Annotated in this window: 14 protein-coding genes and 1 pseudogene; 12 read left to right on the top strand and 3 right to left on the bottom strand. The window is 70.1% G+C overall.

The genetic code is table 11. The features are described from left to right. A pseudogene (locus tag LG388_RS24480) lies at window positions 1–105 on the top strand (IS110 family transposase); the annotation flags it as partial. Between the two features lie 76 nt (window positions 106–181). Here the strand turns inward: LG388_RS24480 and LG388_RS24485 are convergent. From LG388_RS24485 to LG388_RS24495, 3 genes are read right to left on the bottom strand one after another with little or no spacing between them, the layout of a single operon-like run. Continuing rightward, the gene (locus LG388_RS24485; RefSeq protein ID WP_225785199.1) at window positions 182–1549 is read right to left on the bottom strand and encodes a cytosine deaminase; all 1368 of its coding nucleotides are present in this window, start codon (window positions 1547–1549) and stop codon (window positions 182–184) included. Further along, window positions 1546–2595 (bottom strand): ABC transporter substrate-binding protein, encoded by a 1050-nt coding sequence (locus LG388_RS24490; RefSeq protein ID WP_225785200.1) that lies wholly within the window; start codon window positions 2593–2595, stop codon window positions 1546–1548. The genes LG388_RS24485 and LG388_RS24490 overlap by 4 nt, the downstream gene beginning before the upstream one ends. 29 nt (window positions 2596–2624) lie before the next feature. After that, entirely contained in the window at window positions 2625–4088 is a 1464-nt protein-coding gene (locus tag LG388_RS24495) for an FAD-binding oxidoreductase (RefSeq protein WP_225785201.1), read from the bottom strand. A 223-nt stretch (window positions 4089–4311) separates the two neighbouring features. On the opposite strand from LG388_RS24495, the gene LG388_RS24500 reads away from it, so the two are divergent. From LG388_RS24500 to LG388_RS24550, 11 genes are all read left to right on the top strand, one after another. Then, complete coding sequence (locus LG388_RS24500; RefSeq protein ID WP_225785202.1) at window positions 4312–4743, top strand: MarR family winged helix-turn-helix transcriptional regulator; 432 nt, start codon at window positions 4312–4314, stop codon at window positions 4741–4743. 49 nt (window positions 4744–4792) lie between these two features. Continuing rightward, window positions 4793–5482 (top strand): TetR family transcriptional regulator C-terminal domain-containing protein, encoded by a 690-nt coding sequence (locus LG388_RS24505; RefSeq protein WP_225785203.1) that lies wholly within the window; start codon window positions 4793–4795, stop codon window positions 5480–5482. A 169-nt stretch (window positions 5483–5651) separates the two neighbouring features. Beyond that, the gene (locus LG388_RS24510) at window positions 5652–6239 is read left to right on the top strand and encodes an NAD(P)H-dependent oxidoreductase (protein ID WP_225785204.1); all 588 of its coding nucleotides are present in this window, start codon (window positions 5652–5654) and stop codon (window positions 6237–6239) included. Window positions 6240–6265: 26 nt separating this feature from the next. Then, complete coding sequence (locus LG388_RS24515; RefSeq protein WP_225785205.1) at window positions 6266–7600, top strand: amidohydrolase family protein; 1335 nt, start codon at window positions 6266–6268, stop codon at window positions 7598–7600. Between the two features lie 18 nt (window positions 7601–7618). Further along, complete coding sequence (locus tag LG388_RS24520; protein ID WP_225785206.1) at window positions 7619–8473, top strand: creatininase family protein; 855 nt, start codon at window positions 7619–7621, stop codon at window positions 8471–8473. A gap of 139 nt (window positions 8474–8612) precedes the next feature. Then, a complete protein-coding gene (locus LG388_RS24525) occupies window positions 8613–9614 on the top strand; it encodes an ABC transporter substrate-binding protein (protein ID WP_370630237.1) in 1002 nt (333 codons plus the stop codon). 40 nt (window positions 9615–9654) lie between these two features. Further along, entirely contained in the window at window positions 9655–10467 is an 813-nt protein-coding gene (locus LG388_RS24530) for an ABC transporter ATP-binding protein (protein WP_225785207.1), read from the top strand. Continuing rightward, window positions 10464–11399 (top strand): ABC transporter permease, encoded by a 936-nt coding sequence (locus tag LG388_RS24535; protein ID WP_225785208.1) that lies wholly within the window; start codon window positions 10464–10466, stop codon window positions 11397–11399. The genes LG388_RS24530 and LG388_RS24535 overlap by 4 nt, the downstream gene beginning before the upstream one ends. 173 nt (window positions 11400–11572) lie before the next feature. Further along, entirely contained in the window at window positions 11573–12937 is a 1365-nt protein-coding gene (locus LG388_RS24540) for an FAD-binding oxidoreductase (RefSeq protein WP_225785209.1), read from the top strand. After that, on the top strand, window positions 12934–13413 hold the full coding sequence (locus tag LG388_RS24545) for a RidA family protein (RefSeq protein WP_225785210.1): 480 nt from the start codon (window positions 12934–12936) through the stop codon (window positions 13411–13413). The genes LG388_RS24540 and LG388_RS24545 overlap by 4 nt, the downstream gene beginning before the upstream one ends. A 227-nt stretch (window positions 13414–13640) precedes the next feature. Continuing rightward, entirely contained in the window at window positions 13641–15320 is a 1680-nt protein-coding gene (locus LG388_RS24550) for a DUF6351 family protein (protein WP_225785319.1), read from the top strand. Window positions 15321–15344: the final 24 nt, after the last annotated feature.

Here is a 15344-nt window from a genome sequence, read left to right on the forward strand (position 1 = left end):
CTGCCCAAGGTCGCCCTGGTCGCCTGCATGCGCAAGCTGTTGACCACGCTCAACGCCATGGCCCGAACCGGCAAACATTGGGATAAATCGCTTCTCGGCGCTTGACTTCAAAGACGGTTACTCAGAACACACGCCCACTGCAATAACGTTCACCGCATCAGCAGTGAACGTTCTTTATGCATCAGCGATCAGCCAACCGCCTCATCACCAGATCATCCAGCTCCCGATAGTCCGGCAGCGTGGTGTCGATGGCCCGCCCGCCGCGCAGCACGGTACGGTCGAACTGGTGGCGCGCCAGCATCTCGGAATAGCTGCGCGCGCGCAGCACCATCAGGTCGGCCGGGGCACCCACTTTCAGCACGCCGCGTTGGCTCAGGCCCATGATGGCCGCGGGCGTGGCGCTGGCGGCGCGGATCCAGTCGCCGAAGGGGTGGTCCAGGTGCAGGATCTTCACCGCCTGGGTGTAGGTGTCCAGCATGTCGTGGTCGCCGTACGCGTAGAAGGGGTCGCGGCAGTTGTCGCCCGCCACGGCCACGGGAATGCCGGCGGCCTTCAGTTCGTGCAGCACCGTCACACCGCGCCAGCGCGGGGTGCGCACGGCGTCCACGCTGCGGTCCTGCAGGTACATGTTGACGGTGGGCAGGCTCACGATGGCGATGCCGGCGTCCCGGCAGGCGGCAAGGGTCTCGGCGATGAATGCGTCGGTCTGCAGCGCCAGCGAGGTGCAGTGGCCGCACAGGATGCGGCCCTTGAAACCCACGGCCACCGCCGCGCGGGCCACGCGGATCAGCGAACGGGCGCGCGGGTCGGTGGATTCGTCCACATGCAGGTCCACGTTCAGCCCGCGCTCGGTCGCGAGCTGGAACAGGCGCGTGATGCTTTCGTCGATCTCCGGTGGCGTGGGCTCGGCCGGGTGGCGCATCGAGCGCGTGACGCAGCCCAGGTTGCCGCCGCTCTCTGCCACGATGTCGGCCAGACGCACACCCTCCTCGGTCAGGAACACGTCCACCGGCGCGATGGACGACACCTGCAGGTCGATGCGGCCGGCCCAGGCTTCGCGCATCGCGCGAAAGACCGGGAAGGAGATCTCGGCTTGCGGCGCCTGCGAGTCCAGGTGCGTGCGGATCGCCACCACGCCCTTGGCATAGGCGGTGCGCAGCGCGAAGTCCATGCGCCGGCGCACGTCTTCGGCATGCCAGTTCTTCGTGCGGTCCTGCGCCGTGGCTTGGGACGCACCCGCACCGTCGCCCGTGGCGTTGGGCTGGCGCGGCCAGATGTGACCCTTGTCCAGATGGGTGTGCAGGTCTAGAAAGCCGGGCAGCACCAGCGAGGCATCCAGGTCCGGGCCACGGGCTGCGTCCGTCGCGCCTGCGGGCGCGATGGCGGCAATGCGCCCGGCTTCGATGGCGAGGTCCAGCGCCACCAGGTCGCCGTCGCCGGCCGGGCGCAGGCGCCCCGCACCGGGGTCCTCGATCAGGCAGCGCGGGGCGCGCACGTGGCGCAGCACATGACTGTCGCCCGGCGGCGGGGTGAAGAAGCCGTGCGTCATGCGTTCTTCTTTCCGGCCACGAATTGCAGCGTGTAGGCGGTTTGAATGTCCACGCCCGGCTTCTGCGCGCCGGCCGCGACCATGGCGTCGTAGAAACTCTTCCAGCGTGCTTCGCTCATGGTGCCGATGCCCTTGACCCGCGTGTCGGCGGTTTCGACCAGGCCGTATTGCTTCATGGCGCCGATGGCATAGGCGATGGTGTCGGCGCCCATCTGCGGGTTGCTCTTCTGGATCATCGCGTTGGCGGCCGACGCATCACCGTTCAGGTAGCCGGCCCAGCCTTTGGCGGTGGCGGTGACGAAGCGCTGCACCAGTTCGGGCTGCTCCTTCACCATCTTCGGCACGGCGATGGTGACGTTGGCGTAGTTGTCGAAGCCTTGATCGGCCAGCAAGTGGATGACCGGCTCCACGCCCGACTTGCGCGCATTGAAGGGCTCGCTGGTCAGGTAGCCCTGGACGGTGGCCTGCCTGTCCACCAGCCAGGGCGCCAGGCTGAAGGCATAGGGACGCAACTGATCCTCGGTCAGGCCGAACTTCGCCTTCAGCCACAGCCAGTAGGTCTGGCGGCCCGTGGTGGCGACCAGGATGGGCTTGCCCTTCAGGGCGGCCAGCGTGTCATTGCCGGTGCCCGGGTGCGACATCAGCACGCGCGGGTCCTTCTGGAAGAAGGCCGCGATGGCCACGGCGGGGAGTTTGTCCTGCGCAAAGGCGAAGGTGCGGAAGCTGTCGGCGTCGGCAAAGTCGCAGGTGCCGGCCATGAACAGCTGCATCACGTTGACCTGCGGGCCGCCGGGCCGGATCTCGACGTCCAGCCCGTGTTCCTTGTAGATGCCGGTGGCCTGCGCGTGGTACAGGCCGCCGTGCTCGGCCTGGGCCAGCCAGCCGGTCTGGTAGCTGATCTTGGTGAGGCCCTGCGCGGTGGCGCGCGGCAGGAAGGCCGGCAGGTGCGACACCAGCGCGGCACCGCCCAGGGCGGCCAGCGTGCGGCGGCGGCTCAGGCCGATGGGCGCCTGTGAAAGAGAGGCAGGGGGCATGCGGGCGTTCATGGTGGGTCCTCGGAGTGGCGGATCGGGGATCAGGCCGCGCTGGCCTCTGCTTGCTCGGCCACGGCGGCGGGCGCCACGGCGGGCTCCTGCGCATCGGCCCCGCCGCGAAAGCGCCAGCCCGCACTGGGCAGCGCACCGCCCGTGCTCTGCTGGGCGGCGCCGGCGTCGAAGCGCAGCTTGCCGGGGTTCATCAGGCCCAGCGGGTCCATCGCCTGCTTGAAGGCGGCGTCGGCGCCGCCCAGCGACTTCATGCCGCCTTCCTTGACCAGGAAGGTGTGGTTGTTGGCGACCATGGCGCCGTCCTCGGCCATGCCGCGCATCACCTCGGCCAGATGTGCCTCGCCTTCGTAGCGGAAGAAGGGCGAGCCCTGGAAGCTGAGCTTGCCGTCGAAGCGCTTGGCCTCGAAGTGCATGCCCAGCAGGTGCGAGAAGCGCTGGTGGCTGCGGCCAATGGCGCCCACCAGGTCCGGGTCCAGGTACAGGCCCACGTTGCTCACCACCTCGGGATGCTCGCGGTTCACATGCATGCGCGTGTGGCCCCAGCTCATCTCGTAGAGCGGGATGCGGTAGGGCGCCTCGCCTTCCGGCGCCTCGCTGGTGACGAGTCCGCCGAACTCTTGCACCAGCGCCTGGAAGGCCTCCATGAAGGGCGCCGCGACCATCGCCAGCACCATGCCTTCGCAGTCGTCGCGGCCGTAAGGCCGCAGCACGCGCATCATGCGCCAGATGGGGCCGCCGATGACGCTGACCAGCTTCTTCGGGACGCCGTCGCTGGTGGCCAGCGCATGCGCGAAGCGCACCGAAGTCATGAACTCCGGGAACACGACCACGGCCTCGCGCCAGGGCCAGGCCGGCGCCAGCGGCATCTCGACCTCGGTGATGATGCCGTTGCTGCCGTAGGCGTGATGCGCGAGGTTTACGTCGTCACCGCGCAGTTGCACCACGCGCGGCTCGGCTTCCACGCTCACCACTTCCAGGCCCAGGATGTTGCCGCGGTCGCGCAGGATGCCCCATTCACAACTGCCCACGCCCGCGTGGCCGCCGCCGACGAAGCCGCCCAGCGTGGCGACCTTCTTGGTGGACGAATGGATGCGCAGCTCCCAACCCAGCGGCCGCGTGGCCTCGTCGATGTGGGACAGGCGCGCGCCGGCTTCGGCGCGCAGGCGGCCGGGCTCCTGCCACAGCACGCGCGACAGCGCGGTCATGTCGACCATCGCGCCGCCGGCCAGCGGAATGCCCTGGCCGAAGTTGCAGGTGCCGGCGCCGCGCATCACCAGCGGCATGCGCGTGCGCGCCGCGGCGGCGGCCACGCGCAGCACGTCGGCCTTGTGGCGTGGCTGCACGATGACGTCGGCCACATGCGCCAGCGCGTCGTCCTTCATCACGGGGCTGAAGTTGGCTGTCATGTCGCGGCTCTTGCGGCGCACGATGTCGGGGTCTGAAATGGCGGGGACGTCGCCCAGCGCGGCAAGGAAGGCAGCGGTGTCGTTCATGCCTGGGTTCTCTTTCTCATGGTTTGAACAAAGGAATGGCGCCGTCGCTGCGGGGCGAGAGCCGCGGCCCACGCGGTGCATGCACCACGGTGGACGCGGACCCTGGGCTTGTCACGTCGTCTCTTCAAGCGGTGCAAGGAGCATGCCTATGCGTGAAAATGCACACATCTCCAGGCGCGGCCCGCAATGTGCGTGAGGTGCCGCGAAAGGAAGGCGCACGCTGATGGAACTCGAAGACCACCTCTTCTTTCTCTGCACCCAGGTGGTGTACCGGCGCGACCGCGCCATCAACGACGCGCTGCGCCCACTGGGCATGCTCAACACCGAGTGGCGCACGCTGGGCACGCTGGTGCGCAAAGGGCCGCAGACCATGCAGGAGCTGGCGCAGTGGACCGCCTACGAACGCACCCGGCTCACACGCATCCTGCACGGCATGGAAGAACGCGGCTGGGTCGAGCGCACCGGCGCCGCGCACGACGGGCGCGCCGTGCTGGTGCGCATCGCGCCGCGTGGCAAGAAAGCCCATGCCGAAGCCGAAGCGGCCGTGGAGGCGCTGACGCAGGACGTGCTGTCGGTGTGCTCCCCCGCCGAGGTGGCGCGGGTGCGCAAGTCGCTGCAGGCGATGCGGGCGCAGCTGATGCGTGCCGGGCATTGACGCCGGCGCGGCGGCCCGCGGCGCTTATATTCAGCCCCCTGTTGCCCCCATGACCACCGCTTCCGACACGCCCGACACCTTCCTGGCCCATGCGCCGGCGCGCGCGCTCTCGGCCCGGCGCAGCTCGTCGCGCGTGCGCCAGGGGCGCGAGCGCATCCTGGCGGACATCCGCGCGGCAGCCATCACGGAGTTCAGCCAGAACGGGCTCAAGGGCACGTCCACCCAGGCCATCGCCGACCGCGCCGGCCTCACCAAGCCACAGCTGCACTACTACATCACCGGCAAGGAAGAGCTCTACAACGAGCTGCTGATGCAGGTGCTGCACGACTGGAAGGTGGTGTTCGCGTTCGACGAGCGCAGCGACGACCCGGCGCGCGTGCTGGAGGCCTATGTCCGCCAGAAGCTGGACCACGCCTTCGACCACCCTGAGATGTCGCGCATCTTCACGCGCGAAGTGCTGGACGGCGGGCGCAACCTGGAGCGCTTCTGGCCGCTGTCGCGCCAGTGGACGCAGAAGAAGATCGACATCATCAACGGCTGGATCGCCCGCGGCCGGATGCGCCCGCTGGACGCCATGCTGCTGCTGCAGCACATCTGGGCCATGACCCAGTACCACGCCGATTACGCACTGCAGGCGCGCGCGATGGCCCGGCGCGGCGAGGGCGCCGCGCTCGAGCGCGAGGCCGTGGCGCGCGAGCTGGTCGACTTCGTGCTCGCGGGCTGCGCCATCCGCCGCTGAGAGGCTGAGCCGGCGCCGGCCTGGGCCTGCCGTGCCCGCGCGCTCCATTCCCTGATCCGGGCCGCCGCGCACCACAGCGGCGCATGCGCGCCCGTGCGCACCCCCGCCAACCCTGGCACGTGACTTGCGTGAACTCTGACCAGTTGCTCTGATTAACTGGTCAAGCCCCATGCGAGTGCTCGTCATCTACTGCCACCCGGTCGAAACCAGCTTTGCCGCCGCCCTGCACCAGCAGGTGCTGGACAGCCTGCGCGCCGCCGGCCACGAGGTGGACGACTGCGACCTCTACGCCGAGGGCTTCAACCCCGTGATGTCGCGCGAAGAGCGCCTGGGTTACCACGACGTGCCCGCCAACCGCGCCCCGCTGCAAAGCTACATCGACCGCCTGCACCGCGCCGAGGCCATCGTGTTCTGCTTCCCGACCTGGTGCTTCGGCCTGCCGGCCATGCTCAAGGGCTGGTTCGACCGCATCCTGATGCCGGGCGTGGCCTTCGACATCAGCGACCCGGCCAACGTCAGGCCCATGCTCACGAACATCCAGCGCATCAGCGCCGTCGTGACCTACGGCCGCCCGCGCTGGATGGCCTGGTACATGGGCGATCCGCCGCGCAAGATCATCACGCGCTACATGAAGCGGCTGACGGCCGCGCAGGCCCGCGTGGACTACCACGCCCACTACCACATGAACGTGGCCACGCGCGAGCAGCTGTCGCGCTTCAAGGCGCGCGTGGGCCAGGCCATGGCCCGGCTGGCTTGAGCGGACCACAGGCCATGCAAACGCCCATGCCCGCACATCTGCAACAGGTGCGCCTGCCGCGCTGGCTGTTGCCCAGCGACTGGCCACAGATCCAGGGTCACCCGGCGCCGGCGCAACTGGGCCTCTCGCAAGGCCGCATCACTGCGCTGACGCCCGCCGCGCAGGCACAGCCCGCCCACAGCGGCTGGAACCTGCACGGCGCGCTGGCCCTGCCCGGCTTCGTCGACGCGCACGTGCACCTGGACAAGACCTTCACGCTGCCGCGCATCCCGCACGTCGAACCCGGCCTGCTCGGCGCCATCGAGGCCATGATGACCGACCGCGCTGGCTGGACCGCCGAGGACGTGCGCCAGCGCGCCGAACGCGCCCTGCACTGGGCCTGGGAAGCCGGCAGCACGCGCCTGCGCACCCATGTGGACTGGTGGGAGCCCGACCGGGTGCCCGTGGCCTGGCCCGTGCTGCGCGAACTGGCGCAGGCCTGGCGCGGCCGCGTGCGGCTGGAGCGCGTGAGCCTGATGCGCCTGGCCTTCTACGAAGACGCCGCGCAGGCCGACCGGCTCGCGCGCACGGTGGCCGCCAGCGGGCCCGACGCGCTGCTGGGCGGCTTCGTCCACACCGCGCACTGGAACGAGACCGGGCTGCGCCACCTGCTGCGGGCCGCGCAACGCCACGACCTGGATGTGGACCTGCACGTGGACGAGGAGCTGGAGCCCTCGGCCCATGGCCTGGCGACACTTGCCCGCCTCACGCGCGAGATCGGCTTCACCGGCCGCGTGGTCTGCGGCCATGTGTGCGCGCTGGCCGCGCAGGACGAGGCCACCGCGCTGCGAACGCTGGACGCCGTGGCGCGCGCGCCGATCACGCTGGTGTCGCTGCCCGCCACCAACCTGCTGCTGCAGGACGCCGTCACCGGCCGCACGCCGCGCCAGCGCGGCCTGACGCTGGTGAAGGAGGCACGCGAGCGCGGCATCCCGCGGCTGCTGGCCAGCGACAACGTGCAGGACCCGTTCTGCCGCCTGGGCAGCTACGACCCCGTCGAGGCGCTGGCCATCGGCGCGCTGGTGGGCCAGCTGCCCGATCCCTTCGACACCTGGTCCGAAGCGCTGTGCCGCGCCGACTGGCTGGAGCGCGCGCCCGCCGCCGTGCAGGCGCCTTCGCTGATCGGCGCCCCGGCCGACCTGGTGCTGTTCGCCGACGCCGACATGCACGGCTTCCCGTCGCGCGCCGCGCGCCGCGTGGTGCTGCGCGACGGCCGCCTGGCGCACGGCCAGCCGCCTGCGGGCTGGCTGCCGTCCGCGGCCCATGCGGCCCATGCGGCCCACGCGGCGCCCGCGCCGGCCTCCTCCTTCGTCCTTTCCTGAACCCAGCGAGACATTCCCATGCTCCACGGCTACATCCCGCCCCACCGCTTCCTGCCCTACCTGAGCTGGACCGAGATCGACGCGCTGCCCGACCGCGAGAACACGGTGATCGTGCTGCCCTGCGGCGCCATCGAGCAGCACGGCCCGCACCTGCCCTGCTCGGTGGACAGCGTGATCGCCTCCGGCGTGATGGGCGAAGCCCTGCGCAAGCTGCCGGCCGACGTGCGCGCCTTCGCGCTGCCGCCCATCACCTACGGCAAGTCCGAGGAGCATCTGCACTTCCCCGGCACCCTGACGCTGACCGGCACCACGCTGCTGTCCACCGTGATCGAGATCGGCGAATCGGTCTACCGCTCGGGCTTTCGCAAGCTGCTGTTCGCCAACGGCCACGGCGGCCAGCCGCAGGTGCTGGAGATGGCGGCACGCGAGCTGCGCCTGCGCCACGGCGACTTCGTGGTGGTGCCGCACGGCGTGTCGCGCCTGCCCAGTGCCGCCAGCAAGCAGGTGAGCGAGCAGGAGAAGAAGCTGGCCATGCACGCGGGCCACTCCGAAACCGCGCTGATGCTGGCCCTGGCGCCCGAAACGGTGCGCATGGACCGCGCTGCCGCCAACTTCCCGCCGCCCTTCCCCATCCCGCTGCTGTCGCCCGATGGCCGCCCGGCCTGCGCCTGGACGGCGCGCGACTTCGGCCCCTCGGGCGTGATCGGCGACCCGACCTCGGCCACGCGCGAACAGGGCCTGGCCATCCTGGACACGCTGAGCGACAGCTGGGCGCAGGCGCTGACCGAGCTGTACCAGCTGCGCTGGCTGGTGCGCGAGGAAGCGACCTGGGAGCGCGGTCAGTACACGGGCCACATCGAGTCGGTGCGCTGAAGCCGCGCCCGCCCGCTCCCACCCTGCATGCCCCAGGACGGCGCGGTCTGCCTCTTGCTAGCGCCCACCCTGAGCCGCCGTCCCCCCCCCTTTTTCCTCTCCCTGCACTGATTTGTCTGACCTCTCCAGGAGCCCTGCCTTGAACACTCGCCTCACCCGCCTCGCTTCCCGTGCCGCCCTGGCACTGGGTGTCTCCGTCCTGGGCCTTGCCGCCGGCGGCGCCCACGCGCAGGAGAAGTTCACCTACATGACCAACTGGTACGCGCAGGCCGAGCACGGCGGCTTCTACCAGGCCGTGGCCACCGGCATCTACAAGAAGTACGGCCTGGACGTGACCGTCAAGATGGGCGGCCCGCAGGTCAACATCCTGCAGATCATGGCGGCCGGCCAGGCCGACTGCATCATGGGCTCCAGCGACCTGCAGATGATGATCGCGCGCAGCGGCGGCCTGCCGGTGGTCACCGTGGCCGCGATGTTCCAGAAGGACCCGCAGGTGCTGATCGCGCACGAGGACGTGAAGAGCCTGGCCGACATGAAGGGCAAGACGATCCTCATCGCGCCCGCGGCCCAGCGCGGCTACTACGCCTGGCTCAAGACCAAGTTCGGCTTCACCGACGCGCAGACCCGCCCCTACACCTTCAACATCCAGCCCTTCGTGGCCGACAAGAACGTGGTGCAGCAGGGCTACCTGACCTCCGAGCCCTTCGCCATCCAGAAGGCCGGCGTGAAGGCCAACACCTTCCTGCTGGCCGACAACGGCTACCCCTCCTACGCGACCACCGTCTCGTGCATGGACAAGACGGTGAAGGAGCGCAGCAAGGCCGTGGAAGCCTTCGTCAAGGGCACGGCCGAGGGCTGGAAGTCCTACCTGGCCGACCCGGCGCCGGCCAATGCGCTGATCAAGAAGGACAACCCCAACATGACCGATGAGCAGCTCGCACACAGCGTGGCCAAGCTCAAGGAGATGGGGATCGTGGCGAGCGGCGACGCCCTCACCCAGGGCATCGGGATCATGCAGGAGGCGCGCGTGAAGCAGAACTACGACTTCGCCGTGTCCGCCGGCCTGATCGAGGCCGCCAAGGTGGACCTGAAGCAGGCCTTCGACCTGCGCTTCATCCAGGCCGCCAAGGTCCTGCCCTGAGCGGGCGCACCGATCCCGCCAGACGCCAAGAGAGGCAGCCATGAGCGATCACTCCCCCGTGCCAGCCATCGAGGTGCTGTCGGCGCAGAAGACCTACCCCAACGGGACGGTCGCCCTGCAGCCGGTTCAGCTCACGATCCAGGAAGGCGAGTTCGTGACCCTGCTGGGCCCGTCGGGCTGCGGCAAGAGCACGCTGTTGAAGATGGTCGCCGGCCTGCTGGAGCCTTCCGACGGGCGCCTGCTGCTGTGGCGCAAGCCGGTGCAGGCGGCGCTGGACGCGGACGCCGAGGCGAAAAAGATGGCCTTCGTCTTCCAGTCCCCCACGCTCATGCCCTGGGCCAGTGTGCAGACCAACGTGCGCCTGCCGCTGGACCTGGCCGGCGTGCCCCGCGCCGAGGCCGACGCCCGCGTGGCCGAGGCGCTGGAACTGGTGGGCCTGTCGAAGTTCGCCAAGGCGCTGCCGCGCGCCCTGTCGGGCGGCATGCAGATGCGCGTGTCCATCGCGCGCGGTCTGGTCGTGCAGCCCAACCTGCTGCTCATGGACGAGCCCTTCGGCGCGCTGGACGAGATCACGCGCCACAAGCTGGACGCCGACCTGCTCGAACTCTGGCGCAAGAAGAAGCTCACCGTGGTCTTCGTCACCCATTCGATCCACGAGGCGGTCTTCCTGTCCAGCCGCGTGGTCATGATGGCCGCGCGGCCCGGCCGCATCGTCGAAGAGGTGCACATCGACGTGCCCTACCCGCGCAGCGCGGAGTTCATGGTCTCCAGCGAATTCCAGCACTACGCCAAACACCTGCAGCGCAGCCTGCTGGCGGCCAGCCAGCACACCGAAGAGGAGTCCGCGACATGAGCATCACCTGGAATGCCGCGCCGGCCCCCGCGCCGGCGTCGACGTCTGCCGCCACGGCCGCCGTGGCCCCACCCGCCATGCCCGCTACGCCCGCGGTCGCAGCGCCCGTCGCCCCGCTGCCGCCGGCCGTGGCACCCGCCCGCGTGCCGCTGCTGGCCCAGCCGCGCGTGCAGCGCGTGCTGCTGCCGGTGGGGGTCGGCCTGGTGCTGCTCGGCGCCTGGCAGGCGCTGGTGGTGGGCCTGGAGCTGCCCCCCTACCTGGTGCCCTCGCCGGGCCTGATGATGCAGACGCTGATCACCGACGCCGGCATGCTGGGCATGGCCCTGCTGGTGACGCTGAAGATCACGGTGCTGTCCTTCCTCGTCGCCACGTTGCTGGGCGTGCTGATCTCCTTCGTGTTCGTGCAGAGCCGGCTGATCGAGACCGCGCTCTTCCCCTACGCGGTGCTGCTGCAGGTCACGCCCATCGTGGCCATCGCGCCGCTGATCATCATCTGGGTGAAGGACCCGACGGCTTCGCTGGTGCTGTGCGCCACGCTGGTGGCGCTATTCCCCATCATCAGCAACACCACGCTGGGGCTGCGCAGCGTCGACCCCGACCTGCAGGCCTACTTCAAGATGAACCGCGCCACGCGCCTGCAGACGCTGGTGCGGCTGCGCGTGCCGAGCGCGCTGCCCTACTTCTTCGGCGGCCTGCGCATCTCCAGCGGCCTGGCGCTGATCGGCGCCGTGGTGGCGGAATTCGTGGCCGGCACCGGCGGCAGCGCCACCGGCTTGGCCTACCAGATCCTGATGGCCGGCTACCAGCTCAACATTCCGCGCATGTTCGCGGCCCTGCTGCTGATCTCGCTCACCGGCGTGGGCCTGTTCGTGCTGATGGCCTGGGCCACGCGCGCGGCCCTGGGCTCCTGGCACGCCAGTGAGATGGAGTAACACCCCCCAGGCCGCTTCGCGGCTCCCCCCTCTCTCGCCTTCGGCGGGAGGGGGGCGCACCCAGAGGCCTGGCAGAGCCAGTTCCTCGGGTGCCCTGGGGGCTTCGCTGCGCTCGCCGGCTTGGATTGCCTGCTTCGGCGCGCCGCGCCATGCTTGACTGAGAGATAACGACCGTGAACGCACCCGTTTCCCCCATCGAACAGCTGCAGCTGGGCCTGCCCGAGCTGGACTGGATCACCGACCCGAACCGCATCCAGCGGCTGTCGCAGGACTTCTCCTGGTTCAGCCCGGTCCTCACGCGCCAGCTGGAAGGCAAGGTGGCCGAGGCCGTGGTGCGCCCGCGCACCGAAGCACAGATCCGCCAGCTGGTCAGCGCCTGCGTGCGGCTGAAGCTGCCGCTTACCGTCCGCGGCAGCGGCACCGGCAACTACGGCCAGACCACACCGCTGGCCGGCGGCGTGGTGATGGACATGACCAGCTTCAACGAACTGCTGTGGCTGCGCCCCGGCCTGGCGCGCGCGCAGGCCGGCATCCGCCTCAACGAGATCGAGAAGGCCGCGCAGGCCGAAGGGCAGGAGCTGCGCTGCATGCCCTCCACCTACCGCAGCGCCACGCTGGGCGGCCTGTTCGGCGGCGGCTTCGGCGGCGTGGGCTCCATCAACTACGGTCCGCTGGCTGCCGCCGGCAACGTGGTGGGCATCAAGGCCATGACCATCGAGGCCGAGCCGCAGGTGATCGAGCTGCGCGGCGCCGAGGCCCTGCGTCTGCACCACCTGTGGGGCACCAACGGCCTGGTGCTGGAGCTGGAGATCGGCCTGGCGCCGGCCCGCCCCTGGCTGGAAACGCTGGCCGTGTTCACCGACTTCGACGCCGCCCTGGCCTTCGGCGACCAGCTCGCGCGCGCGCCGGGCATCGAGAAGCGCGAGGTCGCCTTCCTCGCCAGCCCCGTGCCCGACTACCTGACCCAGCTGGGCGACTACCTGCCCAAGGGCTGCCACGCCGTGCTCTCGCTGGTGTCCGAAGCGGGCGAAGAGGCGCTCAACGAACTGGTGGCCGCCCACGGCGGCACGGTGAGCTATCGCCGCACCGCCGCAGAAGTGACCCGGAGCCACAAGACGCTGATGGAGTACACGTGGAACCACACCACGCTGCACGCCCTGAAGGTGGACAAGAGCCTCACCTACCTCCAGACCAGCTTCACGCCCGGCGAGTACGTGAAACAGATCACCGAGCTGAGCCAGCGCTATGCCGGCGAGGTCTTCATGCATGCCGAGTTCCTGCGCAACCTGGATGGGCAGATCAACTGCAGCGCGCTGCAGATCGTGCGCTTCACCACCGAGGAGCGGCTGCAGCAGATCATCGACGAGCACCGCGCCTATGGCGTGCGCATCAACAACCCGCACACCTTCATCGTCGAGGACGGCAAGGCCGGGGGCGACCTGCCCGAAGAAGTGCTGGCGATGAAGGCGCGCTTCGACCCATTCGGCCTGCTCAACCCGGGCAAGCTGCGCGGCTGGCCGGTGGCCGCGGCCGCATGACCGCCGTCGCAAGCATGGGCGCCCCCATGGCGCGCTACGCCGCGGCGCAGCGCGTGGGCGACTTCGTCTTCATGAGCGGCGTGGTGGCAGTAGACCCGGCCACGCGCCAGGCCGTGTCGCGCTACGAGCAGTTGCCCGAGGCGGCGCAGGCCGAGTTGCGCGGCCTGGGTTTTGTCACCGGCCAGATGTCGGTGGACGTGTTCGAGGCGCCCCTCGTGGCCCAGAGCTGGTTCGTGCTGGAGCGCATCCGCGCGCTGGCCGCCGAGCACGGCGGCACGATGGCCGACGTGTTCAAGCTGGTGCAGTACTTCCGCCGCCTCCCCGACTACGCGCCCTTCAACCGCGTGCGCGGCCTGTTCTACCCCGACGCGCCCCCCGTGAGCACGGTGGTCGAGGTCAACCGCTTCCTGCCCGGCGACGAAGTGCTGGTCGAGGTGGAAGCCACGATGTACCTGCCGCTCGCGGCGAAGGGCTGAACCGCCCGACGGCCCGGCGCACGCGCGAGCCGCGGGCACCACGGCGGCCAGCGCACCGCGCCATGGTGCGGCTTTCCGGTCCGCGCCGCGCGCGGCGAACGGCAGGCCTGTCATCTTCCGGGATGACAGAGCGCATCGCCACATGCTCCTACGCTACGGCCCGGTTCCCACAGGCTCGGCAGAGCCGGCGCGGGAACCGGACCCCACGCGAGAGGAGACACGACGTGATGAAGATGATGCGCCCTGCCGCGCCTGTTCCTGCCCTGCTGCTGGCTTTGCTGGCCGGTTGCGGTGGCGGAAGCGGCCCTTCCTTCCCCCTGCTGGGCGCGCTGCCCACCGAGCCCGCCACGCCTTCGCCCGAAGCGCGCTGCACCAGCCTGGCCGCCCAGGCCGGCCTCGCGGGCACCACGCTCAAGACCCGCTACGTGCCCGCGGGCACGCGCCGGCCCGGCGGCGCCGCCAGCGGCGACTTCCTGGGCAGCCACTGCGTGGTCACGGGCAGCATCGATCCGCGCACCGGCGTGGACGGCAAGCCCTACGCCATCGGCTTCGAGCTGAGCCTGCCGGACGACTGGAACGGCCGCTTCCTGTACCTGGGCGGCGGCGGCAACGATGGCACGCTGCGCGACACCTCGCTGTCGTCCAGCATCTCCATCGGCACGCCCTCGCCGCTGGGCCAGGGCTATGCAGTGGTGTCGACCAACGCGGGCCACGAAGGCACGAGCGCCAGCTTCGGCGCCGACCCGCAGGCGCGCATCGACCATGCCTACCACGCGCATGACAAGACGGCGCAGGCCGCCAAGGCGCTGATCGACTGGCGCTACGGCCGCAAGCCCGACTACTCGTACTTCTCGGGCTGCTCGGGCGGCGGACGCCAGGGCATGATGTTCTCGCAGCGCTTCCCCGACTACTTCGACGGCATCACGGCCGGCGCGCCGGCCATGCGCGTGTCCAGCGGCGCCACCGTCGCCGCCATGTGGAACAACCGCAAGCTGACCGACATCGCGCCGGCCGGCGCCGACGGCAAGCCGGTGCTGTCGCAGGCCTTCAGCAACGGCGACCTGAACCTGGTGGCCGACGGCGTGCTCAAGGCCTGCGACGCGGCCGACGGTGCCGTCGACGGCCTGGTGCAGAACACCAAGGCCTGCCGCTTCGACCCCGCCGTTTTGCAGTGCAGCGGGGCGAAGAACGACCAGTGCCTCACGCCCGCCCAGGTCGGCGCGCTGAAGGACGTGTTCGGCGGCCCCAAGAACTCGGCCGGCCAGCCGCTTTACGTGACACAGCCCTGGGACCCGGGCCTGCGCGACGCCGGCTGGCGCAACTGGACGCTGGGCACCTCGACCACCGGCACGCCCAACTCGCGCTACAACGTGCTGATGGTGGATGCGCTGGTCAACGAGTTCTTCACGCCGCCCGACCCGGACTTCGACCCGCTGGCCTTCAACTTCGACACCGACCCCGCGCGCATGGAGGCCTTCTCGGCCGTGTACGACACCTACCGCGACGACAAGCTCACGGCGTACCAGGCGCGCGGCGGCAAGCTGCTGTTCATCCACGGCATGGCCGACCCGATCTTCTCGGCCGACGAGGTGGTGGAGTACTACGAACGCCTGGCCGCCCATCACGGCGGCATCGCGGCCACCCAGGATTTCGCCCGCACCTTCCTCGTGCCCGGCATGGCGCACTGCTCGGGCGGCCCGGCCACCGACACCTTCGACTCGCTGCAGGCGATGGTGGACTGGGTGGAAAAGGGCATCGCGCCCGACACCATCGCCGCGCGCGCCAGTGCCACGAACGCCTACTTCCCGAACCGCACGCGCCCGCTGTGCCCCTACCCGAAGTTCGCGAAGTACAAGGGCACGGGCAGCCTCGAGGACGCGGCCAACTTCAGCTGCGAGGCGTCGTGAGCGCTTGAGTGGCCACGCGCCCTG

The organism is Xenophilus sp. Marseille-Q4582 (genome assembly GCF_916700565.1).
In the GTDB taxonomy this organism is placed as follows: Bacteria; Pseudomonadota; Gammaproteobacteria; order Burkholderiales; family Burkholderiaceae_C; genus Xenophilus.